The following is a 25,664-nucleotide window of genomic DNA, read 5'->3' as shown; positions in this document are numbered from 1 at the left end:
CATCTCAAAGACCGCTTGCTGGCCAGATCGAATCGGAGATTCTTCCCAATCCGAATTCGGAGTATTCCTGATTGGAGGACGGCTCATGTCTGTCTGGTTCCCATTCGGTTTCGAACAGAGCCGGGCCGCACACGATGCGGCGAAGCGGCTGAGGCAGGCCTTTCCCTCGCTGAAAATCGACCTTCATGATGGACGGATCGAGATCTCGGGGATTGCTCCCGAAGAGGAAGCTGTAATTCTCCGGGAAGCGGCGGATACGATGATCGCCTGCCGCAAAGGACTTGCTGAGGCAGCCTGACCACATATTGGCTCCTGCAGGACTGGTATCGGTCGGCCGAATCTTCCAGTCTCGAACCGTCATGACGATGTATGTAAGAGACTTTCGCGAAACCGACCGGCGTGCGCTCACCGCGCTCTGGGAGGCCTGCGGGCTGACCCGCCCCTGGAACGACCCGAACGACGATATCGACCGGGCTGTTTCAGCCCGGGAAGCGACCATCTTGGTCGGCTATTGCGGAGACCAGCTGATTGGCAGCGTCATGGCAGGGCATGATGGCCATCGCGGTTGGGTCTATTACCTGGCTGTCGACCCGGCACACCAGGGACGCGGGGCAGGCCGGGAGCTGATGGAAGAGGCGGGCCTCTGGCTTGTTTCCCGCGGCGCCCCGAAACTCGAACTCATGGTACGCGATGGCAACGACCGGGCCGCAAAGTTCTACGAGTCCCTCGGCTTCGAACGCCAACAGGTGACTGTCTATGGCAAATGGCTGAAAGCCCCGTCAGAGTCATCAGCCCGGAAGGCCTCCTGACACAATCGAGATGCCACGCGCCCGTGACCCCTCTGGCCGCAAGGCCAGTGGGAAGCGCGCGGCGCGGCCCCGGCCGGCGAGCCCCCGCAGCGCCGGCGCGCCCAACCGGGCGGGCCGGTGACCGGAGACGAGCCGGGCCAGTCAAATGCCACTCAGCCCCAGCGCGCTCTCGCCGACTGGACAGCCCCGCGTGAGCGGGCCGGGGAGAGGCTGCGAAGCGGACGCCCGTACGACACCGCGATGGTTGAGCATTCCCCCGAAAAGGATCACGCTACAGTCCATGTGCGGCAAGTTCTCTCACATGGCGACCTGGGCAGAGGTCGTCAGCTTCTCCGAACCGCTGACAGCGCGTCCGAGTAATGCACCGGAGGAGGTGGCGACGCCCATGCGGTTTGCACCCGTCATGCATCTCGACGACGCCTGGCAGCGGACCGTGACACCCATGCGATGGGGCTGCACCAAAAGCCGGCAAGGGCGCGTCTTTCCCGAATACATCCATGCGCGCGACAACAAGCTCCTGGCATCGCGTCTCTGGAGACCGCATTTCGAAACACGCCGCGGCGTGCTCATCGTCAGCAGCTTCAATGAGGGCGAAGAGGTGCCGACCTTCAGGCCGGACCGGGTCACGCCCACCGGGAATACAAAGACCGTCCAGTGGACCATCCGACCGAAGGACGGATCGCGCCTGGCGATCGCCGTCATTTATCGGATGGTTCAGTCCCCGGAAGGAGAGATCGCCGAATTCGTGATGTGCGCGACAACGGCCAACAAGGGGATCTCCGAATTCGTCACCGGGGATCCGGACCAGCGCATGCCGGCCGTTCTGACGGAGGAAAACCTTGCCGTCTGGCTTGGTCAGACCGGCGCGAGCCCGGAAGAGCTTCGAGCGTGCCTCTATCCGTATGAAGATGAAGGCGCCTGGTCGATGGCCTCGGAAGACCGCCGGAAAAGTCCCATCGCCAAATCGGCGCAAGGCGACTTGTTCTGAAGCATGTCAGGCCAGCAGCGCCCTGTAGCCGCCTGACACAAGGTCCCGCCCACGGGCGCGTGCCCGGCGGATCTCATCCTTCATCGACCGGCCGGGGCCTGCCCAGGCTTCCTCCACCCGCGCCCTGCCATAAAGGATTTCTGCCGTCTCCCGGACGGACAGTCCCGCGATCTGGCAATCATGGGCCACCAACGCATTGCGCAAGGCAAGATTGGTCCTGATCCAGGGGACAGGTGCGTCCTGACCGGCTTCGTACACACGCTGCGCTTCGTCCAGCATGCGCCAGCGGGAGGACAAATTCGCGGTACCCCGTATCAGGAAACCGAGCCGGACCGGCTCCGGAGACAGCATGGACATGCCCGTACACTGAACCTGCACCACATGGCCGTTGCCCTTGACCAGTATGTGCTCCCGCCCGGCCGTGTCGACCAGGTGCACGATCTCACACTGTTTCACCGTTTTCTCGTAGATGGGGCAGGCCTCGCCCGGACCGGCCGGACTCACCTGGACCTGAACCTGCCGCGGAAACAGCGCCGACGACCAGAAGGCGTGAGCGGCAAATCCGTCATGGCGCGGGTCCGGGAAGAAGGCGAGCCCCCAGCGCTCGGCCGCCATCTGGTCCGTGCGCGGGCGGACCAGGGTGATGCCATGACAGGCGGTGCGGACCGATACTTCGTCCGGCCCATGATGCGCAGCTTCCGCCAGGAACTCCTCATTGCGTCGGAGGAATTCCCAAGCCCAGCGGCTCCGGGACAAGGTCCGCGTGTAATCATAGCGGTCGAGCACAGATTGTAACAATACAGGGCAGTTCGACATGGCTTCATCCCCCTTGCGCAACTCCCTGCAAGATGGATTCCAAAAACAACCAAAAAGAGAAATTTGGTTTGGAGACGGGAAGAGCCCGTCTTCGCTGGGCCGAACAGACTTTCTGCATCTGTCCCTCGGACCAGAAGCAATTTCCGACGATTCCGCCCCTATCCTTGTTTTCAACTTGTTGGCAATACTGATGTCAAAAAGAGGTGGAGGAATGACGAAGAAGCGACAGACGGTGCCCCGGAAAAGCTCAAGGTCACCGACGGAGGTCGACAAGCAGGTCGGACGCAATGTCCGCCGCTACCGCAAAGACATGCACATGACGCTGAACGAACTCGCCGACCAGCTGGGCGTGAGCCAGCAACAGATCCAGAAATACGAGACCGGAGAGAGCCGTATCAGCGCCTCCATGGTCCTGGCTATCAGCGAAGTTCTCAATGTCGGTATCGAGGACCTCTTCATCGGCACCCGAAACCTGAAGAAAGCAAAACAGACCCCGCTCGAAACAGCCCGCCGCGAATGCCAGATGTGGATAGACCGCGCCAGCTCCAGGGAAACCCTCCGTCAGATGGTGCGAGTCCTCAAGGCGATGTCGGATGAGAGTTAGTCGGTTTGATTCCAAACCAGCCTGGTGGTTTCGCAGCGTGTTTCATCTGGCGTGAGCGGACGCTGATCGTATTTTCAACTGGACTTGAGCGCATTCAGCATTTTGCGAGCGGCGGCTAGTTGGCGATCATTCATATTGGCGAGAATGGAATTAATATCGCTCAACAGCTCACCTCGGTCACCCGGTGGAAATGGCGCAGCTCCGAAAAGAACTTGTGCTGGTACACCCAGTGCTTCTGCGATTTTCTCGACCGTTTCGAAAAGAGGTGCAGACACACCGCGTTCAATTTTACCAATCGTCTCTCTGGACACACCTACTTCAGAAGCCAGTTGTTCGAGAGTCCAACGAATAGCGCGCCGATAGTGGCGGACGTTCGCACCGAAGATTTTCTGAAGTTCCATCGTCTAGCTCCTGCAGCTAGGTGGATGAAATCGAGCGTGCGTTTCGAGAAATGAGAACTTTACATTCTCAAAAATGAGAACTAGAAGTTCTCTTAGGTAGAAATTCGGTACTAGTTGTTTGCATTTGGGGTTTGCTCTGAAATCGCTGAGCATCTGTTTGTTTATCATCCAAACGATGACGCACGCGAGTCACGGAATGATTTCAACTCCATCTGCTCCGTAAGCAGAATGAATGACAGAGCTGGTGCTCTGCCCCACAGGGGTGGTCCACCGGTTTTGTTAGTCCGGCGGTTTTCACGTAGCGGCGTTCATGCCGCTACCTCCTCACAGTAAGGCGGTATGAACGCCGCGGGCAAGATGGTTTGTGGAGCGGGTGGCCGGTAGCCCAGAGAAGAGTGCGGGCGCGCGGTGTTGTAGTGCCGCCGCCAGGTTTCGATCAGGATCTGGGCCTCCCTGAGATCGAAGAAGATTTCCCTCGCCAGCAACTCGTCCCGGAGCTTGGAGTTGAAACTTTCGCAGTATCCGTTTTCCCATGGGCTTCCCGGTTCGATATAGAGCGTCTTCACGCCGATACGTGCCAGCCAGTCACGGAGGGCTGTTGCAATGAACTCAGGGCCATTGTCAGAGCGTATGTGTTCCGGCGGCCCATGCCGAACGAACAGCTCACCCAGCGTGTCGAGGACATCCCGTGAGTTCAGCTTTCGCTCGACTCGGATGGCGAGGCACTCCCGTGTAAACTCGTCGACCACACACAGCATGCGGAACACACGTCCATCATGGGTGCGGTCCTGCACGAAGTCATAGGACCAGACATGGCCTTTGTGCGCCGGCCTCAGCCGCACACACGAGCCATCATTCAGCCAGAGACGACCGCGTTTTGGTTGTTTCATCGGCACTTTCAGCCCCTCCCGTCGCCAGATGCGGTAAACCCGCTTCTCGTTCACATGCCAGCCATCATTTCTGAGGAGCGCCGTGATCCGGCGATAGCCATACCGGCCGAACCGTTCGGCCAGGCGGATAATCGCCGATGTCAGGGCGTCCTCATCATCTCGCCGTATGGGCTGCTTGCGCTGGGTCGAACGGTGCTGGCCGATCACACGGCAAGCCCGGCGTTCGGAGACGCCAAGCTCTTCCACCACGTGATCGACTGCAGCACGACGACGCGAAGGGCTTAGAACTTTCCCCGCACGACTTCCTGAAGGATCTGGTTGTCCAGCGTGAGATCAGAGACTGCGCGCCGAAGCCGGGCGTTTTCCTTCTCCATATCTTTCATGCGCTTGGCTTGGTCGACCTGCAGGCCGCCATACTCTTTGCGCCAGCGGTAGTAGGTCTGTTCGGTCACACCGACGGCGCGCGCCGCCGAAGCTGCAGTTTCACCGCGAGCGAGGCGAACCTCCACCTCCCGCAGTTTCGCAATAATCTCTTCAGGCTTGGCTCTCTTGCCCATGTCTCAGCTCCATATCTGAAGCCGGAACTAACTCAAATAACGGACCACTTTTCGGGAGGCAGACCAATGATCGCGGCAACAAAAAGGCATCCCATTGCGCCAAGGAACAACATGCCCGGTATTCCGAGGAACATGTCCGTATGCAGCTGGAGAATGAATTCCATGACGCTCTCGCCACGATCTGCGGGCGGCACGAGATCACCGCTCGTCAAATCGAAGGAGGCAAAATACATGTCAGGCCCCGGCGCGTCTGCGGCGGGGCCTGTGGTGACGTTCACGACCGGCCGGTCAATGTCGAAACTCATGAAGATCGGCACCTCGCCCGGACGGTGTTCGAGCGAAATTTCGAGGATTTCGTCAAGCGTAAGGGGCGCCCCGCCGGGATGTGCCGGCTGCCAGCTTTCCGGATTGAGCGCGCTGTCGATCTCGTCATGGAAGATAAGCGGCAGCCCGGTCAGGCAGAGCATGAGCAGGAACAGGGTCGAGATGAGGCTCGTCCATTTATGGACCCAGCTCCACGCCCTGATTGTTCCTGCCTGCATCATCTTGCGCCGGGTTCCTAGAAGTCGATCGAGGCCGAGACGCTGAACGTCCGGGGATTGCCAAGGATCAGATAGTTAGCCCCCGGGAAGCCGCCTGTCGAAGCCCAGTAGGATTCATCGGTGAGGTTTTCGACCCGCGCCCGCAGGGTGACGGGGCGGTCGGAAATATCGAGCGAGTAGCGGGCGCCGATATCGAGACGCGTCCAGCTGTCGAGCTCGGTCGTGTTGGCCGTGTTCACATATTGCTCGCCTGTATAGACAATCCGTCCGTCGAGGGTCAGTCCGTCGATCGCTGCGACATCCCATTCCGCGTTGAGATTGGCCTGGATCTCGGGCACGCCGATCGGGGTGTTGCCCTGGTCGAGGGCGCCTTGCGTCTTTGCAAGCTCTGAATCGAGGAAGGTTGCGCCGCCGATCAGGCGCAGGCCGTCCATGGGTTCTCCGAAGAAGGTGAATTCGAGGCCGGTATTTTCCTGCTCGCCGGAGGCGGAAAACACCTGTTCCGCAACAATCGCATTCGGGCGGGTCAGGCGGAAGATTGCGGCGGTAGCGCCAAAATTGCCGCCATCATATTTGACACCGGCCTCGACCTGTTCGCCGGTGAAGGGGGCGAGCACCTCGCCGGCATTGAGGATGGTCACGCCGCCGCTGGTCGCTGGCGCAATCTGGCCCGGCTGGAGGCTCTCGGCATAGTTGCCATAGAGGGATAGCTGGCCGGTCGCCTTGTAGACGAGTCCGAAGGCGGGCGTGACCTTGTCGTCTTCATATCCGGAGAGGTTCGTGCCGGTATTATAGTCGAAGCTTGCCGTGTCGATCTCCTGCTGGCGCAGGCCGATCGTCGCCAGCAAGCGGCCGTCGATGAAGGACAATGTGTCGGCGATGGCAAAGGAGGTGTTGGTGACCTCTTCGGTCTTCAGAGGACTGGTGAGGTTGCCGCCAACAAAGAAATCTGCCGCCGGGGCGGCCACGTCGACCGGGCTATAGAGATCCGTTGCGAAGGGGGTGAAGAAGCTTGAGAAGGCGTAGGCATTCTTCGATTCCAGGCTGACGGAAGAGGCCGATACCACGACGCGGTGACCGACAGGCCCGGTCTGGAATTCAGCACTGAGGCCGGTATCGAAGGAGATGACATCATCCTCGCGCGTATTGTCGAAGCGGTAGGCGATCAGGCTTCCGTCTCCAGCCGCGCTCGGGTTGGCGAGCACGTTTGCCTCTTCGCCGTTGCGGGCACCGGCGCCCAGCCAGACGGTGACAGCTTCATTGAAATCATATTCGCCGCGCACCACGCCGAAGAGCTGTTTCTCGTCGGTAAAGGTCCAGGGCTGGGCGAAATTCGCGTCGCTGTCAGGCGCTGCCGGCACGCCCGCCAGCGGGGTCACCTGCGGACGGGGCGCGTCGATCCGGTTGTCCTGGTAACCGATGTCCGCGGAGAAACGGAACCGCTCGCCGGCATAGTCCGTTCCGAGTGAAAACACCGACAAGGCGCGGTCCTGGTCCTCGACAGCCGTTTCGCCATCGCGGAGCACGGCATTGAAGCGGACACCCCATTCCTGTGCCGGACCGAACCGGTCTCCAATATCCAGTGCGCCATAGGCTTGGCCGGAAGTTTCATAGCCAAGGGTTGCCCGCCGTACGCCGTCGGCCGGGGCGCGTTTGGGGACCAGGTTGATGGTTCCGCCGACACCGCTTCCACCCGGCGCGGCGCCGTTGATGAAGGCGTTCGCCCCCCGGAAGACTTCGACCCGCTCCAGCAGCTCGGCTGCGACGAACTGGCGGGGCAGGATACCATAGACGCCGTTCAGCGTGATGTCGTCGGAATAGACGGGAAATCCGCGCAGGACATAGACTTCCTGGAAGTTTCCGAAGCCTTTGGCCACACGAACGACCGGGTCGTTCTGCAGGACATCGCCGACGCTGTCGGATTGCTGGGTGAGGATCAGGTCCGAGGTGTAGGCCGTGCCAGAGAACGGTGCATCCAGGAAGTCGAGATTACCGAGCAGGCCCGCCCGTCCGCCCCGCGCCACCTGGCCGCCCGCATATTCACGTGTCAGCTCGACCTGGGAGGAATCCTTGACGATGACCGTGTCGAGGACGCGTTCTTCCTCGCCGGGGGGAGGTGTCTGGGCGAGGGTGCAGGGGGCGGCCATACCGGCGGTCAGTCCGGCAGCGAGAAACAGGCGGGTTGAAGTCTTCAAGGTTCTGTCCTTGTTGAGAATGATTATCAATCATGCGTGTAACTGCAAGTCATTCTCATAACAAGCGGCAAGTTGCCACGCCGCTGCATTTTGGACTGGTTCCGTGCCCAAAGGGGCGGCGGGCAATTTTCCATCTGTTCGGGAGGGGTGGTCAGGTGTGATCAACCTGCACAACACGAGAGCTTTGCAACATCCTTGTCGAAGGTTTGTGCCGCTAGCTTCAGCCCTTCGACCGTTGTCAGGTAGGGAAAAATGGTTTCGCCGAGTGCCTTGGTGGTCATGCCGAATTTGAGCGCCATGGCCAGTGTCTGGATGCTGTCCGCGCCCTCCGGTGCGAGTATCTGGCCGCCGAGTAGGCGGTCGGTGCTGGCGTCGGCCACCAGCTTGATCAGCCCCCGCGTGTCGCGGGCAGCCAGCGCTCGTGGTACGGCATCAAGCAGCAGGACGGAGGTCTTGACAGCGTGACTGGACGCCTTCGCCCCTGCTTCGCTGAGCCCTACGCCCGCCACCTGCGGGTCGGTGAAGACAACCCAAGGCATGGCGCTATTGTCGTAGGCAAGGCTGTCGCCGTTCAGGGCATTGAGGGCGGCAAGCTTCGCACCATAGGCAGCCATGTAAACGAACTGGTCGCGGTCGGTCACATCGCCCGCCGCATAGACGCCCGGTTTCGACGTGCGCATGCGGTCATCGACGACGATGGCGCCATGGTTGTTCTGTTCGATGCCCGCGTCGACGAGGCAAAGGGCTTCGGTATTGGGCGTGCGGCCCGTCGCGACCAGAAGCCGTTCGGCCTTAAGCTCAATCAGCTTCCCGTCCTCCTTGACACAGACTGTCGTGCCGGTTTCGTCTTCGCGGCACGCATCGTAGGCGACTCCGCAATGGAGGGTGATGCCCTCGTTGCGGAACACTTCCGCCAGGGCTGCTGAAACTTCCGGCTCGATCTGCGGCAATAACCGGGAGCGGCAGACCACCGTCACCCTGACACCCATGCGGGCCATCATCTGCGCGAGCTCGGCCCCTATATAACCGCCACCGATGACGATCAGACTTTCGGGCAGGTCTTCCAGTTCCAGAAGCGTTGTGCTCGTCAGGTAGTGCACGCTATCGATTCCGGGAATCGGCGTCACGGCGGGCCGCCCGCCCGTGGCGATGATGGTCTTGCCTGCGGCGATGGCGGTGCCATTCACGATGACACCCGCCCCGTTTAGTCGGGCCTCACCTTCCAGATAGGCGACGGTGTCGTATTCGGGCAGGAGATTCGCGTATTTCTTCTGCCTGAGCGTCGAGACAAGGTCATCCTTGGCGGCGCTCAGGCGCCGCCAGTCGTTCACTTGCGCTTCGCCCGTCAGACCCGGGAAGCGATCAGCTGCGCGAGCACCATGTAGTGCCTCGGCGGCCCGGATCATGGTCTTGGACGGCACGCAGCCGACATTGACGCAAGTGCCGCCAATGGTCCCATGGCCGATCAGCGCCACGTTTGCGCCTTGTTCGGCGGCCGTGATGGCGGCGGAGAAGCCCGCCGAGCCAGCGCCAATAACGGCGACGTCGAAGGTCGTTTTCGATGATTTGGTCGGGGCGCAGCAGTCCGCCATGTCAGTCTCTTTCCTTGTTTGTCTGAATGCTCATACCGCAACAGGCCGCCGCGCGGTTCCGCCGCCACAAGGCGTAGTCTGTCAGGCCGAGGAAGACGGCGAGCCCGCGCAGCAGCACGTAGTCCAGCCCATCGACCCAGGCCGACAGGCCGGGCGTACCGAGGGCAATGACCAGCACGGGCGGCGCGCAGCATACGGCAGCGAACGGTGCCGGTCTTCAGGATCGTGCCGTCCTTCGTCTGGCTCAGCCTTTAACCGAGGCCGGATAACCCGCATTGGTGGAGGCCGCGGCAACGGCGTCCGCATTCGTCACCGCCGGATCGAAGATAACCGTCGCCGTCTTGGCGTCGAAATTCACCGCCACCGATGTGACGCCCGCAACGCCTTCCATCGCTTTCTTCACCGTGACGGGGCACAAGGCGCAGGTCATGTTCTGGATGACGAAGGTCCGGGTCTGGGCGGATGCCACCTGTTGAGAAGCGGACTGCGCGACGGCCGGGGTCACAGCGGGTGCGATTGCCCAGCCGAGTCCACTGAGTGCCAGCAGGGCAGCGGCGAGGATAAGGGGTCGTTTCATAACGGTTGCTCCTGTGTTCGGGTTCAATAGAAAAGCGGCGCCCACCAGCTGATGGTCAGCGCGAGCAGGACGATGACAGTGGAAAGCCAAAGCGCAGTTTTGGCGATGACGGCCGACTGCGGCTTGGCGCAGTAGCTGCCCTCCACGCAGGCGGGCTTGGCCTTGAAGTAGACCTGCCGGAAGCCGAGGCCGATGAAGATGAGCGCAATGCCTGCGAAATACGGCTTGTAGGGCTCAAGAGCCGTCAAGTTGCCGATCCACGCCCCTGAAATCCCGAGCGTGACGAACAGCAGCGGCACCACGCAGCAGGTCGAGGCCAGAATGGCGCCGATCACGCCGCCTGCCGCAAAGAGTTTCCGCTTCCGGTCGTCCGCGCCGTCCACGGCCTGCATTGGCTGGGTTTCTGCTTCGGTTGGGCTCATACGCCATCATCCTCGATTTCGTTCTCACCTTGTGATAAGGTCTGTAGTAACTACAGACTCAAAGGATTTATGACGTTATGGGCGATCACGTTTCCGGGAAGGGATTGAAGCGCGCGGACCTGGCGCGGCGGACGGGCTGCAATCTGGAAACCATCCGTTACTACGAAAAGATCGGCATCATGCCGGAGCCGCCGCGCACCGCGTCCCGCTATCGCGTCTATGACGAGCGGCACGTCGCCCGCTTGCGCTTCATCCTGCGTGGCCGGGAACTCGGCTTTTCCCTCGACGAGCTGCGCGAATTGCTGCGTCTCGTTGATCGGGGCACGCAGACCTGCGCGGAAGTCAAAACCATGACGGAGCAGCATCTTGCGGAGGTGCGGACCAAGATCGCAGACCTCAAGCAAATCGAGAAGGTGCTTGCCGCCACGGCAGCACAGTGCTCGGGCGGAGAGGTGCCGGAGTGCCCCGTGCTGGAGACGCTGGCATCGTGATCTCTACGGTCGCGGTATACATCGGTGCGGCTATCGCCGAGATCGGCGGTTGCTTTGCGTTCTGGGCGTATTTCCGTCTTGGCCGCAGTATATTTTGGTTCGTCCCCGGAATTGTCAGCCTGATGGTATTCGCCTATCTGTTAACCCGAGTTGATAGCGACTACGCGGGCAGGGCCTATGCGGCTTATGGCGGCATTTATATTGCGTCATCAATTCTGTGGCTTTGGGGAGTGGAAGGCCGGACACCTGACAGATGGGATGTGATTGGTGCCGCGCTCTGTTTGAGCGGAGCTTCTATTCTGCTTTGGGGACCGCGCGAGGCATAGCTAGTGCATGAAATTGAAATGTCAGCTCAAAGACTTGCTACGCCTTCTTTGCGAGTCAGGGCGGAATAGGATCCCCTGTTCCGGGTAACGCTGTCGGCTCCTGAAGTGTGCCGATCCTCAAATTCTGGAAACAGCCAGCAGGTCTTGTGTGTTTACCTTTCTTCCTTGGCTATGGGTAATAGCCAGCGCACACTCGGACTTCACGCTTGCTCGGCAGGCAATACGAACCGGCTGGGCCTGAATCCCTGCCGTGAAGAGGGGCCTCATTCGCCGGGGTCACTGCTCCGGCGAACGAGGAGAGCGGGGGCTCAACACCCTGGCGGGTCAGGGGGGGGCGCGAGCTGCAGGATAGCCGGCAGCTGCGAGCGCTGCCTCAATTCCTGCTCGCGGCGCAGACGTCCCGACCTCGACCGTGTGGTGTTCGGGGTCGGCATTGACCGTCGCGCCGGGGTCAACCGAGTGGATCGCCCGGGTCACGGTCCGGACGCAGCCGGAGCAGGTCATGTTTTCGATGTGCAATTGCATTCTGCCCTCCTTTTCATGTGTGGCAGTCAGAGAGATGGTCTCTCCCAGCGTTGGAGGGTCAAGTGTGCCAGAAATCAAATCTTCCGCGCGCCAATCTGAACGACCGGAAATTACCGGTCTTTGCCGGCAGGTATCTAAAAGGGAAGAAAGCCTTACTGATGTTTCGGAACAGCAGCGCTTGACCCTCCCATCATGGGAGATCCCATATTCTGGCGCATCAGACCGATTTTGAAGGATTCCTGCCATGACTGCGCACCCCGGACCCATCCCTGAAACCCTCTCTCTTCCGATTGAGGGCATGAGCTGTGCCTCCTGCGTCGGACGCGTGGAACGTGCGCTGAAGCAGGTTCGCGGCGTTCTCGACGCCAGCGTCAACCTGGCGACTGAGCGCGCCGAGATCCGCATTTCCGATCCTGACGTCCGGGCCGAAGCGATCCGCGCGATCGAGGATGCCGGCTATGCCGTCTCGTCGCCGGCTGTCGAACTCGCGATCGAGGGTATGAGCTGTGCGTCCTGTGTCGGCCGCGTTGAGCGTGCTCTGAAAGCGGTCCCGGGCGTGACCGGCGCGTCTGTCAACCTTGCCACCGAGCGCGCGACCATAACCGGCCGCGCCGACATTGCGGACCTGGTCGCGGCTGTCAGCGAGGCAGGTTATCAGGCCCATGCGGTAGATCCGGGCCGTCATGCATCGGCCGGGGCCGATCTGCGCAAGGAACAGGAACGCCGCGTCCTCATCCGTGACCTGCTGCTGGCGGCCGGCCTTACATTGCCGGTTTTCGGGCTCGAAATGGGAAGCCATCTCATTCCGGGATTTCATGAGCTGATCGCATCGACCATCGGCATGACTGCGAGCTGGCTTCTCCAGTTCGTATTAACAACGCTGGTTCTGGTCATCCCCGGGGCAAGGTTTTACCGGAAGGGCATACCCGCGCTCCTGCGCGGGGCACCTGACATGAACAGTCTTGTCGCGGTGGGCACGCTTGCAGCCTATACTTATTCCCTGGTCGCGACATTCGCCCCGGCCCTGCTGCCGGAGGGCGCTGTCAACGTCTATTACGAGGCGGCGGCTGTCATCATTACCCTGATCATTCTCGGACGCGTGCTCGAAGCCCGGGCCAAGGGCAGGACCTCGGAGGCGATTCAGCGTCTCATTGGCCTGCGGCCGAAGACAGCCCGCGTAAGGCGCGGCGCCGGCCATGCCGAGATCGACGTTGCGAATGTCATTGAAGGCGACATTGTCGAGGTCCGGCCGGGCGAGCGCATTCCGGTGGATGGCGAGGTCATCGAGGGTGAAAGCTGGATCGATGAGAGCATGATCACCGGCGAACCGCTGCCGGTCGCGAAAGCAATCGGCGCGACCGTCACAGGCGGCACGATCAACCAGACGGGCGCCTTTGCCTTCCGCGCCACTGCGGTCGGCAGCGATACGATGCTCTCGCAGATCATCCGGATGGTCGAGGAGGCGCAGGGATCGAAACTGCCAATCCAGGGGCTCGTGGACCGGATCACCATGTGGTTCGTACCGGTCGTGATGACACTGGCCGCTCTGACGTTCGGGGTGTGGTTCCTGTTCGGGCCGGACCCGGCCCTGACATTCGGTCTGGTCAACGCCGTGGCGGTCCTGATCATCGCCTGTCCCTGCGCGATGGGGCTCGCGACGCCAACCTCGATCATGGTGGGAACGGGCCGGGGCGCAGAACTGGGCGTCCTGTTCCGCAAGGGCGATGCGCTCCAGGCCCTGCAGGATGCCCGCGTCGTTGCGCTGGACAAGACCGGCACCCTGACGGAAGGGCGGCCGCGCCTGACCGACCTGGTGACCGTTCCCGGTTACGAACGGGACGAAGTCCTTGCCCGGGTCGCCGCTGTCGAGGCGAAGTCCGAACACCCGGTCGCCCGCGCGATCGTTGCGGCGGCTGAGGCTGAAGGCCTGGTCCTGCCCGAGGTTCGCGACTTCGGGAGCGTCACCGGCCTTGGCGTGCAGGCAGAGGCGGGAGGCGATCTGGTTCAGATCGGGGCCGATCGGTTCATGGCGCAGCTTGGCCATGACCTGAAAGCCCTGAGCGGCACGGCCGAACGTCTTGCCGGTGAAGGAAAATCCCCGATCTATGCGGCCGTCGGTGGCAGGCTTGCTGCCATCATCGCCGTGGCGGATCCGGTCAAGGAGACCACGCCGGAGGCCATCGCGGCCCTGCATCGCCTGGGGCTGAAGGTGGCGATGATCACGGGAGATAACCGGCGCACGGCTGAGGCGATTGCCCAGCCTCTGGGGATCGATGAGGTGATTGCCGAAGTGTTGCCGGACGGCAAGGTGGCTGCGGTCCGGCGCCTTAAGGAGATCGGTCCGGTCGCCTTTGTCGGAGACGGTATCAATGATGCGCCGGCGCTGGCGGAGGCGCATGTCGGCTTGGCAATCGGCACCGGCACGGACGTGGCGATCGAGGCGGCGGATGTGGTCCTCATGTCTGGCAACCTGAAAGCGGTGCCGAACGCGATCGCGCTCAGCCGGGCCACCATGCGGAACATCCGCCAGAATCTCTTCTGGGCCTTTGCCTACAATGCGGCCCTTATCCCGGTTGCCGCCGGTGTGCTCTGGCCGGTGTCGGGGGTTCTGCTCTCCCCGGTCTTTGCGGCCGGCGCGATGGCGCTTTCCTCTGTCTTCGTGCTCGGCAATGCACTGAGGCTGCGCCGCTTCGCGGCCCCAATGACCGAGCGCGCCGGTCCGGCGACCTGATCCCTGCCGCAAGTCCGGCTACGCCGGGCCTCCCGGCCCTTTTCTTCATCTGACCAGGGAGTGCTTAAATGAAAGCGGCGGTCACCATCTATTCGACGCCGACCTGCCCGGATTGCCGCAGCCTGAAGTCATGGCTGAAGCGGGAGGGCATCGCCTATACCGAACGGGACCTGACTGATGAGGCGGTCATGGAAGACGCGCGCCGGCGTTTCGGCGTCCGCATCGCCCCCATCACCGAGATCGGCGACTGGTTTGCCTATGGGACGTTCGAGGATCAGAAGCCTCGCATCGAAGCGAAGCTGCGGGAGATGGGACTCTGGCCGGGGTGAGCGCGATGCCCGGCTGCCGGGAGCGCCCGCCGGGCCTACCTCGCTGAGGCAAATCCCTTCCGGGACCGCTTTTTGCGCGGGGTGCGGGGCGCCGGAGCATCGCTGTCCGCGCCGAGGCTGGTCAGGATCGGACAGTCCGGGCGGTCATCCCCATGGCAGTTCCGCGCCAGATGGTTCAGTGTGGCGATCATCTCATCAAGTTCACGCCGGCGCTGTTCGAGTTCGCTGACATGGGCAAGCGCCAGCGATTTCACGTCCGCGCTTGCCCGGCTGCCGTTTTCCCAGAGATCGAGCAGCGCGCCGATCTGTTTGACCTGGAAACCGAGATCGCGGGCGCGCCGCACGAAGCGGAGCGTTGCAATATTCTTGTCTGAATAGATGCGGTAGCCCGATTCTGTCCGTTGCGCGGGCTGGACGAGGCCGATCTCTTCATAGTAGCGCAGCATCTTGACGGAAATGCCGGTGGCTTTCGAGGCTTCGCCAATATTCATGGCCTGGCTCCTTTCCTGGTCTGAAGCATCCCTTCTAAACCTTCCCATTGCTGGAGGGTCAAGAGCTGGCTCATCACAACCCGGATCGGGATGCCCATGTAAGCCGGCAGGCTTCGTTTACGGGGCATCTCCGGATAATTTCCACCCGATCCGACAACTGATTTGTTGATCCTGTTGAGCCGCGCGGACTTCACAGCCGCAGCCGGACTCACGGTCAATTCCAGAGGGGATCATGCAAATCAAGGAATCTTTCAAACGCGCGCTACTCAGCGCAGCGGCACTTTCATTCGCGCCAGTTCTGGCTCCGTATACAGCATTTGCGGATCCGCAATCCGAAGAACAGGTCAGTCAGTTCGCCATCCCTTCGCAGGGTATGGGAGATGCGTTGCGTCTGTTCAGCAGGCAGTCCGGAACGCCGATCCTGTTCTCCGAGGATGTCGTTTCCGGAAAGCCAGCGCCCGGCCTGGAGGGTGTGTTCAGCCCGGATGCCGGACTCAAGCAACTTCTCAATGGCAGTGGGCTGGAGGCGGTCGCTGCGCCGGGCGGTGCGCGTATCATACGCGAGGTGCCTGCAAGCTCCGGGAGCTCCGGCCGGCAGCCTGAGTTGATCAGGGAACAGGGCGAGAAGGCTGCGCCCTTGCGGATCAAACCGCCGGAAGAAGAACGTCCCGACAGCGTGTTACGCGCCGACAAGGTGACCGTTACCGGGACAAGCCTGCGCGGCCTTGCCCCGGAAAGCTCGCCCCTTCAGGTCTTTGGGCGGGACGAAGTGCTGGGGTCTGGCGCCACCTCGCTCGACCAGTTCATCCGCGCCCTGCCGCAGAATTTTGGCGGCGGCTCGACCGAGTTCACGACAATCGGCCTGCCGAATGACAGCAATTCCAGACAGAACAACACCTCCGGGGCGAGCGCGAACCTTCGCGGCCTGGGCTCGCGCGGTACGCTTGTTCTGATCAATGGCAACCGTATGGCGCCGACGTCTGAGATCGGCGATTTTGTCGACCTGTCCCTGATCCCCATGGCGGCGATTGAGCGGGTCGAGGTCCTGACGGACGGGGCGTCCTCCATCTATGGCGGCGATGCTGTGGCTGGGGTCATCAACTTCATCCTGCGTGACGATTTCGAAGGCGCAGAGACCACGGCTAGCTATGGCAGTGTGACCGAAGGCGGGATGGAAGAATACCGGTTCAGCCAGACGCTGGGGTCTGCCTGGGAAAGCGGTAATCTGCTCGGCACTTATGAATATGCCAGCCGGGACAATCTGACCCTGGAGGACCGTCCGGAGATAGGCCTGTTCGCGCCTCGGGTGGAAGGGGACATCCTGCCGGACGCGCGTTTCCTGGACCTGCTTCCGGCGCAGGAGCGTCACAGCCTCCTCCTCTCAGGCCGCCAGCAGGTGAACCCGAAGCTCAGCCTGTCGGCTTCGGCGCTCTATTCGAAGCGCGATACCGAGCGGACCCGGTTCAACCGGAACACGTCGATCGATGTCTATGAGACAGAGTCTGAAGGCCTGACACTCGCATTCGCAGCGGACTATGATTTGAGTGCCTCCTGGGCTGCGAGCTTCGATGCCTCTTATGGCCAGATCCGGAACAAGGAAGGGCGCTTCAGGATTGAGGACGGGACCCGGCCGGATGATCCGGTGGATGATGTCCGGACGGAGTCCGACCTCTGGTCTCTCGACCTGAAGCTGGATGGAGACCTTTTCCGACTTCCCGGCGGACCGGTGAAGGCCGCGATCGGCGGACACCTGCGAAAAGAGGCGTTTACCAATGATATTCTTGGTCAGCAGATCACGGCCGATGGCGACCGGGACGTCTCTGCCCTCTATGCCGAGATGCAGGTGCCACTGATCGGCGAAGAAAATGCGCTACCGGGTGTCCGGCGGCTCGAACTCAACCTTTCCGGCCGGGTGGACGATTATTCCGACTTCGGAACAAGTTCCAATCCGAAAGTAGGACTTCTCTGGTCTCCGGCGGATGGGATCAATGTCCGAGGTTCCTACAGCACGAGCTTTGCGCCGCCACCGCTCGGGCGGGCCTTCTCCCTGGGGCGGACCGGGCAATTGCTGCCTTATGATTTCATGCTGGAATATATTGAACAAGAGGCGCCGGATCCGTCTCTGAGCGGGACGGGATATATCCAGGTGTTTGGCACGGCCAAGGATCTCGATCCAGAAACCTCCGAGACGTTCACCGCAGGTGTGGACGCGACCTGGTCGCGCGGAGGTCATGACTGGACACTGAGCGCGACATATTACGATATTTCCTTCGAGGGTCGCCTTGGGGCGACACCAATCCCGCAGGGGCAGTTGGATATCGCGGCTCCCGGCATTGCCTGGAACGATCCGGGTGCCTTTCCGGCCGGAAGTATTGTCTTCTTCCCGACGGCTCAGGAAATTGACGACCTGCTCGCAAGCTTTGATATACCGATCGCCCTCTTCTTCGGGGCGACGCTCGATAATGTCGGCGTCATCAACAATGTGAATGTTGTCCGCAATCTCGCGCGTACCGACACGAGCGGGCTCGACCTCCAGCTGGACTACGGAACCGACACGCCGCTTGGGCACTTCGATGCCGGGATCAATGCGAACCATATCCTGGACTTCACCCAGCAGGCGTCCGCCGGCACAGCGGCAGTCGAAACCCTGAACACATACCTGAACCCGGTAGACCTTACCCTGCGCGGTCATGCGAGCCTGTCCCGGGGTGGTCTCACAGCGAGTACATTCGTCAACTATATCGACAGCTACCAGGTCGACCGGACAGAAGGGGCGGACGGGATTTCATCCTGGACCACAGTGGATGCCACGCTCTCCTATGACTTTGACGCTCGCGGGGCAGGCTGGCTCAGGGGCGTGGGCCTCGGACTTTCCGTCACCAATCTCTTCGACGCGGCGCCGCCCGCCGCACCTTCGAATGGTGGCTACAGCATGACAGCATACGACCCGACGAATGCATCGCCGCTCGGCCGGTTCGTCACGTTTGAAGTCCGCAAGGCCTTCTGAGGGAGACGGGCCTTGCGTGTTTCTCCTGTCCTTATCCGGGCGGCTGCCTCTTCGCCCGGTCGCGCAAGGCCCGTTACCCGGTTCCTTGCCACGTACCGTAAATGCCTGAACAGAATGCGCCAATTGCTTCCTGGGCCGATCGTCCTTGCGCTTGCGGCCTGTTCGATTGTTTTACCCCCTGGCACTGCCACTTCGCAGGGCCTGACCCTCGATGCGCTCCTGAAAATGGAAGGGCTCGGCGAGGCGAGGTTCGACTCAACGGGCAGGTGGCTCGTCTTTGAACGGATCCGGCCATATGAAACGTTCCCTGACTATAGCTACCGGACCCATGCCTTCCACAGCAGCGGGCACCAGGTGTGGCGGGTGGACTTGCAGGACGGGTCCGAACCGGAGCTCATGCCCGGCATCGACCCATCGGCGCATGCCTGGATCGAAAGCTTCTCTCCGGACGGCACCCGTCTGGCCGTCATGCAGTACAGGGCGGGGATATTCTCCCTTTCCGCCTGCGAGATGGAAACGGGCGGGTGCAAAGTGTTCGAACCGGTCCCGCGGACGGACTGGACCGGAGACTACCGCCCGGTCTGGATATCCGACGAAGAGCTCGTCTATACGGCTCTGCCGGAAGGACAGGAAGCGGCACAGGCCGGTCTCCGGGCCGCGACAGGTGCATGGCTTACCAGGTCCTGGGCGGCGGCCTGGCGCGGCGACACGGTCACCTCCGACGAGGTCCGAACGCGTCGGCCCGTCACCCATTCCGATCCTGCGTCCGGATTCCTGGTAAAGGCAAATGTCCGGACCGGAGAAACGACCATCCTCGCGCAAGGGCGCTATGCCGATCTCCGTCTGTCACCGGGTGGGGACCGGCTCGCCGCACTTGCCGTTTCCGGACCACTCCCGCTTGATCCGGACAGGCTGCAGGCGGCGATTCCGCGCCAGCGCAGGCTCGTTTACTTCGATCTGGAAACCGGCTCGCAAGAACAACTCGCAGAGGGCATGGACTTCGCCGCATACACGCTCGCCTGGGCGCCGGAGGGCGATCGCCTGCTCGGCTTTGCCTGGGAGGATGGCGGCGGACCTTCGAGTGGGCGGTTCCGCGTCATTGAGACCGCGACAGGTAAATTGACGACTTTTACGCATACCGGTCTTGATCTTGCGTCCGAGCGGGAACGCGGGTTCGCGATGCGTCCTGAGCGGGCCGCGTTTCTCGGCAAGGACATTGCCATCTTTGCGCGGCCAGTTTCGATAGGCCATGAAAGAGAAGCCCTGTTCACGCCGCGGGATATTGGCGAACCGGGCCTCGCCCGGACCGATTGGTATCGTCTGTTTGCAGACGGGGCACATGAGGTGCTGACCGGTGATCTCGATGACGTCTCGAGCGTTCCTCTCGAGATGGGAGCTGATTGCGTCCTCATCAAGGCGAGGCAGGGCCTTTACTGCCTGTCTTCGGGCGGGCAACGGAAGCAGCTGGTCAATGCCGCATCCGGCAATCTGCGCTTCGTTCCGGCCGGATCCTATTCGACTTATGGCTCGCTCAGCCGTCCGGATGCGGGTGCCGGCGCGCTCGCTGAAGTGCGCGGGGGCGAAGTACCAGGCGCCATGCTGATCGGTCCGGCTTCAGCAGGTTTGCCGGATGCAAAGTTCTTGAAATCGCCCGCCAAAGGCGCCGTTCCGATTGCAGGAAGTTTGAAGGGTGGCGCCGCACTCTTCCGCGTAGGATCCAGGGCGGGGGCGGAACTGCTTCTTGTCCGGGAGGGGGCGGACACCCGTGGCCGGCCACTCGCGCGCATCAACGACCATCTACAGGACGTCGCATTCGGGACCTGGCATAGCGTCTCCTACCGGCTCGAACATCCGGGCGACGCCAGCGTCGCCGAAGATGTTGCCTCCTGCCTGCTGCTGCCACCCAATACGACAGAGGTGCCCTTGCCCCTGATTGTCGAGGTCTATCCCGGCACCGTGCCGCGCTGCGAGCCCCGAACACCCATTCTCTCTTATCCCAATCCAAACTCTCCTTATCTCTGGGCAGGCAGGGGCTATGCTTATGCGCGCATTGCTCTGCCGCGCGACTATATCGGAACGGAAGACGGCCCGATCGCGGGAATGGACGAAGCCGTTGACACGGGCCTCGACGCGCTTCTTGCGACCGGGCATATTGATCCGGACAAGATTGTCCTCAGCGGGTTCAGCCAGGGGGCCGTATCGGCGCTTTATGTGGCGGCCCATTCCCACCGGTTCGCGGCAATCATCGCCCGGAATGGCTGGGCGGACCTGACCAGTCACTATTTTGGGCCGCCGGGGATCTACTCCATTCTGGACCCGGATTATTTTGGCGGCGAATTCATCCGCTACGAGGCAGAAGCCGGCAGCGAATTCAGCATCGGTCAGACGCCATTCGACGCTCCGGAAGCGTTCTATCGAAACAGTCCCGTTCTGTTCGCAAAGCAAATCGATGCGCCGGTCCTGCTGATGCATTCCGACATGGACAGTTTTTCCATGGACCAGTTCGACGAGATGTATTCCGCACTTTTGCGTGCCGGGAAGGATGCTCGCTATGTGAGGTACTGGGGCGAGGGACACGGACCTTCAAGTCCGGCAAATATCCGGGACATGTGGGCCCGGTTCGATGCCTTCATGGAGGAGGTGGGCGCCGTCCCAGCTGTGGCTGGACCGTCACTTGAATAGGTTCGTATCGAGGTCCTGTGGAAATGTCGTTACGGCGTCACATATCTGCCTGCTGGAAGCGACTGATTGAGCATTCAGGTGTTGAATTTAAGGAATTTATCCCACTGTTTTTGAATGTGCCGAAATGCAGGACAACGCCATAACCGCTGTCAGGCCATTTACAGACGAAGAGCTTCGCACACTCATGGGTCTGCGCTGCCTCCAGGATGTCTGGGTTGATCGTTCCACGCTCTATTACCTGGTGAGCTCATGCCGCACGACCGCAGTTTATAAAGGGGAAGCCCAGATATTATTGCTTATCATGCGCTCTGCTCACATGCTGGTACGAAGTGTCTTCCACGTCCGCAACCATGCCTCGATCGCATAATAAACAAGGATCATCCGTCCGGCCGGATGGGTGAGGAACTGGTCTTCTCTGAGAAAGGTTTCGACATCCCTGCGCTGTACTATCCCATGAGCAACCAGCTCTCCATCCATGAGGCAATCCCGGACCATGGACAGGTTGAGGCGAAGCTGGTCGACAAAATACCGCGTCGCTTCGCCTTTCGTCATCCGCAGGCGAACTAGGTCTGGAAGACGTCCCTCGAAGGCCTTGCGGGCAAGGCCGCGGCTGACACCGGCGAGGGACAGAAGATAGACCGGCAGGCGCAGGCAGAGTTCAATAAGCGGTTGGGACATCAGTGGATTCACAACTTCCCTTGCATCTTCCGCAAACAGGCGTTCTTGCACCTGTATCATGTGCAGGATGCCGCTCACCTGGTCGAACTTTCCGGGAGGCACTCCTCCTGGCGTTCGGGCCCAGTCCGGAAAAGCGTAGACCGGGTCAAATATATCGAGCGCAGCGGTATTGAGGGGAGTGCGCCGCGCTGCGATCGCGCCAAGAAGCGAAGACGTGTGCGTTTTCCCGATCATGTCGGGAAGCGTGTCCCGAAGCACCCGCCAGACAGACAATTTCGAAAGCCGCGCTGAGTTGGTAAGCTCCGAAATCAGGTCCGGTCCCAATCCGTGCCGGCGCAGATAGTCCGACAATCCGAGAGATGTTTCCGCTGCGTGAAAGAGATGATCTCCACCCTGGCCGGTAAGGTATGTCCGCTCCATGCCCGCGGTGGCTTCCGCAAGCTGTGTATTGAAGTCCCGTGAGAGAAAGTGCCGATACGGCCGCGCCGACGCGGGATGGCTCGTAACGTCTGGTAATTGCCGGGAGGGGGTGAACCGGATTTCCGCAAGGTCGGCGCCGAGAAAGGCGGCCGCCGCTCTCGCAAAGTGCGCTTCTGTCGGGTCTCCGGACTCAACGATATGGTGGACGGCAAGGTGTGGGAGAGGTGCATCGCTCTCGGCAAGGCAGGCAAGGACAATCGAGGAATCCAGACCGCCGGAAAGGTCGACGGCGGGTGCGGGGACCGAGGTCGCCCAGGCGCTGACCACCTGCTGCACCGTCTCCCGAAGGAGACGAGCTCCTGCTTCCGGATCCGGTTCCAGCACGTCGCGCGCAAAGTCGCGAGGGTCCCACAGGGTTTCAGGCAGAGCATCAGGCGTCCGAGCCATTAGGCGCTGGCCACCAAACAGTTCCTTCACCTCATTGAGGCCGGTCTCACCATTCTGGATCTTGTCATAGGCCATGAGTGTGGAGATGAAGCGGCGATTGAGGCTGAAGCGGCTCCTGTCCAGGAAGGGGCAGAGTTCGAGATTGGAGTAGAAACAAGTGACGCCGCCATCGGCCGAATAGAAGCAGGGGATGGAGGAGACCGGATCGGTATAGACAGCCAGATTATCGCCCGTGTGGAAAAAGGCGACATAGCTTCCCCAATAGTCATTGTAGAGATTGCCCCCACCTCTATCGAGCAGCATGGTGGCTGCGGCGTGACGGATCTCCGTCAAGCGCAGGTAACCGTTCTGTGGAAAAAGCGTGCCCAAGATAGCTCCGCCAAACTGACCGTCCGTGCGCCTGATTTCAATAATGGGTGGGCTGGCAAAGCCTGGTTGGCTGAGGTCTGCAAGCAGGAAGCCGGATGTCTCCGCGAGGATGGGCGGCGCCGCGGCTTCCATCATGCGCGTCCGGATCCGGGCTGCCTGCTGCTCGGCCTGCTCGTCTTCCGGGTTCCAGCTCATGGCGAAGAAGGCTGCGGGCATTTTCCGCCCCTTCAGATCGTCAGGATGGGCGCAAACCCGCCCACATGTTCGAGATGGTCGTTGAGGACGGCGCCGTCATATTCGACCCAGCAATGGGCACCGAAGGGGGCGAGCCGTACGCCGAACGTCCAGGTCGCAGTGATCCCGTGGCCCGCCAGGAACCGCATCAGGAAGAGACTGCGGAAGAGGCACGCATCCTTTGTCGTGAACAGGAAGGGGGCGAGCGAGAGAAATTGCGCCGTCCGCTTCGTCGCTTCCTCCAGTGTTCTTCCGTTTCCTGAGGGGACATTTTGCTTCCAGCGGCGTGCGCCTGAAATGACACCGCGCAGGGAATGCGTTCGTTTGAGAGACCAGCTTCGGGCAAATGCCGTCAACATGTGGCACCATTCGGAATATTTCGCATCGGCGGCGAGCAGGCAGGCCTGTTCGAAGCGGGAGGTATCGGGGCAGGCTGCAGTGCAGGCCTTTAATGGCCGGGTTTCTGCAGCGGGACGCAGGAGTACGCCGATGCGCAGGAGATGGTCCGCAAATCGCTCTGCATCCGGAGAGAGTTGTTCGGTCCGGTCTGTAGAAATGATCTCCGGGAACAGCCGCGCAGTCTTACCGGTATAGGCAAAGTAACGATCCGCGTGTGCATCGAGAAAGATGTACGCCCCGTCGGACGCACAGAAATGGATCTCCGGAGCGAGATGAAAGGCTGGCATCGGGGGGAGTTTCTCCGTGAGGCCTGCGGTAAACGCTGAGAAGGAAGAACGAGGGCGCGCATTGGCGCCCTCGTTCTCCTGTTCACATTGGTGCTCAACCAATTCCGGGGCGGGAATTCTGCGAGCCTGAGAGCTCGGCCGGGCCCTCAGCTGCGCCCTTGGTTTCCGAAGAAACGGAACCGAGTTCGATCGGGTCGAATTCGTCCATAGGCTGATGGTTTTCGACTTTCGGAGTCATGGTGTTTTCCTTTCCGTTTTGAACGCCGTCAAAAACAACGGCAGGTAGAATATTGAATCTAAAAATGGTTGAGTCAACGCGATGAAACATTAAAAATTAAATAGAAACAGGGTGTTGCGCAAAATTGTCAGCTGCGCTCCTTTTGATGAGGAACGCTTGGCGAATTGCATATGTGCCGGGGGAATGCCCCCGAGCTCAGGTTTGCCGCTTGATGGCAGGTATGGTGTGAGCCATTGCCTCGCGGGCCACGGAACCCGGTTGCGGCAGGTCTATTCGCGGCAATTGCTGAAGCAGCGCCGCTGCCTTCGTCGCATTTCCGGCGAGCAGGCATGTGCGTGCGCGGGCGAGCGCTAGATAGGCGATGGCATATGGGCTGGTGTTGTGTAGCGCCGGGGAACTGATGGCAGAAGCAAAGTCGGGATCCGGCTTGCGCCAGCCAGGGCCGTAACATTCGGAGAGATAGGTCTCCGTGGGGGTTGGGATGCAGAACATACCCCTGGCAAGACGTGTGTTATGTAGCTGGAACGGAGTATGGCGCCACTGGATGTCGCCCGGCAGGTTCGAAAAGCCGCACACCATGCCGGAAGGCGTCTGGTCGAACACAAATATGTCGGCGGCGATCCCATTCACGGTCAGGCCGACATACCGGTCACCCGGTCTTGCTGAATGAGGGAGCATCAGGTCTGGATGGGTCCGGATGAAATCGACCATATCCTTGCCGCCATTGTCGCCGCGCAGGAGACCGATATCGATGTCGCGGTCGTGTGCCAGGAGACTGCCGGACCGGACAAGGCCAAGCAGTGTTCCCGCGACGAGGAAGGGCCTGAATCCGCCTGTTTCGAGCAGGGAGCAAAGTTTCAGGAGAGCGCCCATTGCGTGGCCCGGTTCAAAGGACGACTTGCGGGAAGCTGGTGTCGCGGCAGGTCCTTTCGGGAGGGAAAGGAATTGGTGATGCGCAGCGGCTTCGAATTGTCCAAGGGCGTAAAGTATACTGGCCAGCAGCGCATGGGCCTCATTCTTATCGTCAAAGCCGCCGAGGCTCTTGTGAAGCAACTGAACCGCTTGCTGACTGCGACCTGCGCAAACCAGGGCTCGGACGCTATTCCGGATTGTTCTGGTCGAGGGGGTGCCTGTCTGGCTGGCGGCCATTAGACTATCTGCCACCTGATCAATGGCACATCGCCGTTCTTGCTCATCTGGCGTCAGATCGGCAATCGACTGCCAGGACGTCCATGCGGAAGGTTCAAGGGCTACAGCCTGCAGGTAAGAGGCGATCGCCCTGTCTCGTTCGCCACGAGCGTGCAGGCAAAGGCCAATGCCGTGTAACGCCGCCACATTGCAGGGGTCGCTTCCGAGAACCCGTTCAAATACTTCGCGGGCCGCGTCAGCCTCGCCGCGCCTGAAATACGCACTTGCGATAGCAATGTCTCTGTCATGGAACTCAGGCATGATCAGGCGCTCGCGGGTAAGGCGTGGCAAGAAGACGGGGCGGGCAGTCATCGCCAACCCGTGCAAGAAAATATTAAACCATAAAGAGTAACAAAAAACAATAATAAGTGGTAATTGTGTCCCGGCGCATCGAAAGGATGCGAAGAAAGACGAGCGATGCAACCAGCG

24 protein-coding genes and 1 pseudogene are annotated in these 25,664 nt (G+C 61.0%); 10 read left to right on the top strand and 15 right to left on the bottom strand.

Annotated features, from left to right (window positions below):
* The first annotated feature begins 85 nt into the window (after positions 1 to 85).
* From R3C98_RS09740 to R3C98_RS09730, 3 genes are all read left to right on the top strand, one after another.
* Positions 86 to 298: a hypothetical protein gene (locus R3C98_RS09740; protein WP_371313872.1), complete on the top strand. Its 213-nt coding sequence runs from the start codon at positions 86 to 88 to the stop codon at positions 296 to 298.
* Positions 299 to 359: 61 nt separating this feature from the next.
* A complete protein-coding gene (locus R3C98_RS09735; RefSeq protein WP_371313871.1) occupies positions 360 to 809 on the top strand; it encodes a GNAT family acetyltransferase in 450 nt (149 codons plus the stop codon).
* 280 nt (positions 810 to 1,089) lie between these two features.
* Positions 1,090 to 1,797: an SOS response-associated peptidase family protein gene (locus R3C98_RS09730; protein ID WP_371313870.1), complete on the top strand. Its 708-nt coding sequence runs from the start codon at positions 1,090 to 1,092 to the stop codon at positions 1,795 to 1,797.
* 6 nt (positions 1,798 to 1,803) lie between these two features.
* Here the strand turns inward: R3C98_RS09730 and R3C98_RS09725 are convergent, their stop codons facing one another.
* Positions 1,804 to 2,613: a DNA -binding domain-containing protein gene (locus R3C98_RS09725; protein ID WP_371313869.1), complete on the bottom strand. Its 810-nt coding sequence runs from the start codon at positions 2,611 to 2,613 to the stop codon at positions 1,804 to 1,806.
* A gap of 211 nt (positions 2,614 to 2,824) precedes the next feature.
* Here R3C98_RS09725 and R3C98_RS09720 point away from each other — a divergent pair, with 211 nt between their 5' ends.
* On the top strand, positions 2,825 to 3,217 hold the full coding sequence (locus R3C98_RS09720; protein WP_371313868.1) for a helix-turn-helix domain-containing protein: 393 nt from the start codon (positions 2,825 to 2,827) through the stop codon (positions 3,215 to 3,217).
* Between the two features lie 74 nt (positions 3,218 to 3,291).
* Here the strand turns inward: R3C98_RS09720 and R3C98_RS09715 are convergent, their stop codons facing one another.
* The 8 genes and pseudogenes from R3C98_RS09715 to R3C98_RS09680 form a co-directional block, all read right to left on the bottom strand.
* Entirely contained in the window at positions 3,292 to 3,618 is a 327-nt protein-coding gene (locus R3C98_RS09715) for a helix-turn-helix domain-containing protein (protein ID WP_112073975.1), read from the bottom strand.
* Positions 3,619 to 3,926: 308 nt separating this feature from the next.
* A protein-coding gene (locus R3C98_RS09710; protein WP_371312552.1) for an IS3 family transposase occupies positions 3,927 to 5,065 on the bottom strand; the annotation gives its coding sequence in 2 pieces (ribosomal slippage) (positions 3,927 to 4,807 and positions 4,807 to 5,065; 1,140 coding nt in all).
* Positions 5,066 to 5,130: 65 nt separating this feature from the next.
* Positions 5,131 to 5,607: pseudogene (locus tag R3C98_RS09705) on the bottom strand (PepSY-associated TM helix domain-containing protein); the annotation flags it as partial.
* 17 nt (positions 5,608 to 5,624) lie between these two features.
* Positions 5,625 to 7,754 carry a TonB-dependent receptor gene (locus tag R3C98_RS09700; RefSeq protein WP_371314032.1) on the bottom strand — a complete coding sequence of 710 codons (2,130 nt, stop codon included), beginning with the start codon at positions 7,752 to 7,754 and terminating at the stop codon, positions 5,625 to 5,627.
* A gap of 209 nt (positions 7,755 to 7,963) precedes the next feature.
* Positions 7,964 to 9,394 (bottom strand): mercury(II) reductase, encoded by a 1,431-nt coding sequence (gene merA / locus R3C98_RS09695; protein ID WP_112062213.1) that lies wholly within the window; start codon positions 9,392 to 9,394, stop codon positions 7,964 to 7,966.
* 1 nt (position 9,395) lies between these two features.
* On the bottom strand, positions 9,396 to 9,572 hold the full coding sequence (locus tag R3C98_RS09690) for a mercury resistance system transport protein MerF (RefSeq protein ID WP_112062212.1): 177 nt from the start codon (positions 9,570 to 9,572) through the stop codon (positions 9,396 to 9,398).
* A 66-nt stretch (positions 9,573 to 9,638) separates the two neighbouring features.
* Positions 9,639 to 9,971: a heavy-metal-associated domain-containing protein gene (locus R3C98_RS09685; RefSeq protein ID WP_035578274.1), complete on the bottom strand. Its 333-nt coding sequence runs from the start codon at positions 9,969 to 9,971 to the stop codon at positions 9,639 to 9,641.
* Positions 9,972 to 9,994: 23 nt separating this feature from the next.
* The gene (locus R3C98_RS09680) at positions 9,995 to 10,363 is read right to left on the bottom strand and encodes a mercuric transporter MerT family protein (protein ID WP_199288485.1); all 369 of its coding nucleotides are present in this window, start codon (positions 10,361 to 10,363) and stop codon (positions 9,995 to 9,997) included.
* A gap of 107 nt (positions 10,364 to 10,470) precedes the next feature.
* Between R3C98_RS09680 and R3C98_RS09675 the strand changes: the two genes are divergently transcribed.
* Together R3C98_RS09675 and R3C98_RS09670 are read left to right on the top strand one after the other, a co-directional pair.
* Positions 10,471 to 10,884, top strand: coding sequence for a helix-turn-helix domain-containing protein (locus R3C98_RS09675; protein WP_035578277.1), 414 nt, complete (start codon positions 10,471 to 10,473; stop codon positions 10,882 to 10,884).
* A complete protein-coding gene (locus tag R3C98_RS09670) occupies positions 10,884 to 11,210 on the top strand; it encodes a YnfA family protein (protein WP_035578852.1) in 327 nt (108 codons plus the stop codon). Before R3C98_RS09675 ends, R3C98_RS09670 begins: the two co-directional genes overlap by 1 nt.
* A 324-nt stretch (positions 11,211 to 11,534) precedes the next feature.
* Here R3C98_RS09670 and R3C98_RS09665 read toward each other — a convergent pair whose 3' ends face one another.
* The gene (locus R3C98_RS09665) at positions 11,535 to 11,735 is read right to left on the bottom strand and encodes a heavy-metal-associated domain-containing protein (RefSeq protein WP_371313867.1); all 201 of its coding nucleotides are present in this window, start codon (positions 11,733 to 11,735) and stop codon (positions 11,535 to 11,537) included.
* Positions 11,736 to 11,979: 244 nt separating this feature from the next.
* On the opposite strand from R3C98_RS09665, the gene R3C98_RS09660 reads away from it, so the two are divergent.
* A complete protein-coding gene (locus tag R3C98_RS09660; RefSeq protein WP_371313866.1) occupies positions 11,980 to 14,466 on the top strand; it encodes a heavy metal translocating P-type ATPase in 2,487 nt (828 codons plus the stop codon).
* Positions 14,467 to 14,534: 68 nt separating this feature from the next.
* Complete coding sequence (locus R3C98_RS09655) at positions 14,535 to 14,795, top strand: glutaredoxin (RefSeq protein ID WP_034767370.1); 261 nt, start codon at positions 14,535 to 14,537, stop codon at positions 14,793 to 14,795.
* A gap of 35 nt (positions 14,796 to 14,830) precedes the next feature.
* On the opposite strand, the gene cueR is transcribed toward R3C98_RS09655, so the two are convergent.
* Positions 14,831 to 15,286, bottom strand: coding sequence for a Cu(I)-responsive transcriptional regulator (cueR, locus tag R3C98_RS09650; protein ID WP_034767368.1), 456 nt, complete (start codon positions 15,284 to 15,286; stop codon positions 14,831 to 14,833).
* A gap of 232 nt (positions 15,287 to 15,518) precedes the next feature.
* Here cueR and R3C98_RS09645 point away from each other — a divergent pair, with 232 nt between their 5' ends.
* Entirely contained in the window at positions 15,519 to 18,293 is a 2,775-nt protein-coding gene (locus tag R3C98_RS09645) for a TonB-dependent receptor domain-containing protein (protein WP_371313865.1), read from the top strand.
* A gap of 114 nt (positions 18,294 to 18,407) precedes the next feature.
* Positions 18,408 to 20,975 carry a prolyl oligopeptidase family serine peptidase gene (locus R3C98_RS09640; RefSeq protein WP_371313864.1) on the top strand — a complete coding sequence of 856 codons (2,568 nt, stop codon included), beginning with the start codon at positions 18,408 to 18,410 and terminating at the stop codon, positions 20,973 to 20,975.
* Between the two features lie 312 nt (positions 20,976 to 21,287).
* On the opposite strand, the gene R3C98_RS09635 is transcribed toward R3C98_RS09640, so the two are convergent.
* The 4 genes from R3C98_RS09635 to R3C98_RS09620 all read right to left on the bottom strand — a co-directional run bounded on the left by R3C98_RS09635 (position 21,288) and on the right by R3C98_RS09620 (position 25,496).
* Positions 21,288 to 23,105: an asparagine synthase-related protein gene (locus R3C98_RS09635; RefSeq protein ID WP_371313863.1), complete on the bottom strand. Its 1,818-nt coding sequence runs from the start codon at positions 23,103 to 23,105 to the stop codon at positions 21,288 to 21,290.
* An 11-nt stretch (positions 23,106 to 23,116) separates the two neighbouring features.
* Positions 23,117 to 23,809, bottom strand: a complete 693-nt coding sequence (locus R3C98_RS09630) for a lasso peptide biosynthesis B2 protein (RefSeq protein WP_371313862.1) — start codon at positions 23,807 to 23,809, stop codon at positions 23,117 to 23,119.
* Positions 23,810 to 23,903: 94 nt separating this feature from the next.
* A complete protein-coding gene (locus tag R3C98_RS09625) occupies positions 23,904 to 24,047 on the bottom strand; it encodes a hypothetical protein (RefSeq protein WP_155839851.1) in 144 nt (47 codons plus the stop codon).
* A 195-nt stretch (positions 24,048 to 24,242) separates the two neighbouring features.
* On the bottom strand, positions 24,243 to 25,496 hold the full coding sequence (locus R3C98_RS09620) for a tetratricopeptide repeat protein (RefSeq protein ID WP_371314031.1): 1,254 nt from the start codon (positions 25,494 to 25,496) through the stop codon (positions 24,243 to 24,245).
* Positions 25,497 to 25,664 lie beyond the last annotated feature (168 nt).

Source organism: Hyphomonas sp. (assembly GCF_041398465.1).
In the GTDB taxonomy this organism is placed as follows: Bacteria; Pseudomonadota; Alphaproteobacteria; order Caulobacterales; family Hyphomonadaceae; genus Hyphomonas.
This window is presented reverse-complemented; position numbering and strand designations above follow the sequence as displayed.

Bases quoted from the DNA above. Each gene is read 5' to 3' on its own strand.
- R3C98_RS09730 (WP_371313870.1), top strand. From the start codon at position 1,090: ATGTGCGGCAAGTTCTCTCACATGGCGACCTGGGCAGAGGTCGTCAGC.
- R3C98_RS09655 (WP_034767370.1), top strand. From the start codon at position 14,535: ATGAAAGCGGCGGTCACCATCTATTCGACGCCGACCTGCCCGGATTGC.
- R3C98_RS09700 (WP_371314032.1), bottom strand. From the start codon at position 7,754: ATGGCCGCCCCCTGCACCCTCGCCCAGACACCTCCCCCCGGCGAGGAA.
- R3C98_RS09635 (WP_371313863.1), bottom strand. From the start codon at position 23,105: ATGCCCGCAGCCTTCTTCGCCATGAGCTGGAACCCGGAAGACGAGCAG.
- R3C98_RS09630 (WP_371313862.1), bottom strand. From the start codon at position 23,809: ATGCCAGCCTTTCATCTCGCTCCGGAGATCCATTTCTGTGCGTCCGAC.
- R3C98_RS09720 (WP_371313868.1), top strand. From the start codon at position 2,825: ATGACGAAGAAGCGACAGACGGTGCCCCGGAAAAGCTCAAGGTCACCG.
- R3C98_RS09735 (WP_371313871.1), top strand. From the start codon at position 360: ATGACGATGTATGTAAGAGACTTTCGCGAAACCGACCGGCGTGCGCTC.
- R3C98_RS09675 (WP_035578277.1), top strand. From the start codon at position 10,471: ATGGGCGATCACGTTTCCGGGAAGGGATTGAAGCGCGCGGACCTGGCG.
- R3C98_RS09640 (WP_371313864.1), top strand. From the start codon at position 18,408: ATGCGCCAATTGCTTCCTGGGCCGATCGTCCTTGCGCTTGCGGCCTGT.
- R3C98_RS09645 (WP_371313865.1), top strand. From the start codon at position 15,519: ATGCAAATCAAGGAATCTTTCAAACGCGCGCTACTCAGCGCAGCGGCA.
- R3C98_RS09740 (WP_371313872.1), top strand. From the start codon at position 86: ATGTCTGTCTGGTTCCCATTCGGTTTCGAACAGAGCCGGGCCGCACAC.
- R3C98_RS09725 (WP_371313869.1), bottom strand. From the start codon at position 2,613: ATGTCGAACTGCCCTGTATTGTTACAATCTGTGCTCGACCGCTATGAT.
- R3C98_RS09625 (WP_155839851.1), bottom strand. From the start codon at position 24,047: ATGACTCCGAAAGTCGAAAACCATCAGCCTATGGACGAATTCGACCCG.
- R3C98_RS09620 (WP_371314031.1), bottom strand. From the start codon at position 25,496: ATGCCTGAGTTCCATGACAGAGACATTGCTATCGCAAGTGCGTATTTC.
- R3C98_RS09660 (WP_371313866.1), top strand. From the start codon at position 11,980: ATGACTGCGCACCCCGGACCCATCCCTGAAACCCTCTCTCTTCCGATT.
- R3C98_RS09685 (WP_035578274.1), bottom strand. From the start codon at position 9,971: ATGAAACGACCCCTTATCCTCGCCGCTGCCCTGCTGGCACTCAGTGGA.
- merA (WP_112062213.1), bottom strand. From the start codon at position 9,394: ATGGCGGACTGCTGCGCCCCGACCAAATCATCGAAAACGACCTTCGAC.
- R3C98_RS09715 (WP_112073975.1), bottom strand. From the start codon at position 3,618: ATGGAACTTCAGAAAATCTTCGGTGCGAACGTCCGCCACTATCGGCGC.
- R3C98_RS09665 (WP_371313867.1), bottom strand. From the start codon at position 11,735: ATGCAATTGCACATCGAAAACATGACCTGCTCCGGCTGCGTCCGGACC.
- cueR (WP_034767368.1), bottom strand. From the start codon at position 15,286: ATGAATATTGGCGAAGCCTCGAAAGCCACCGGCATTTCCGTCAAGATG.
- R3C98_RS09680 (WP_199288485.1), bottom strand. From the start codon at position 10,363: ATGCAGGCCGTGGACGGCGCGGACGACCGGAAGCGGAAACTCTTTGCG.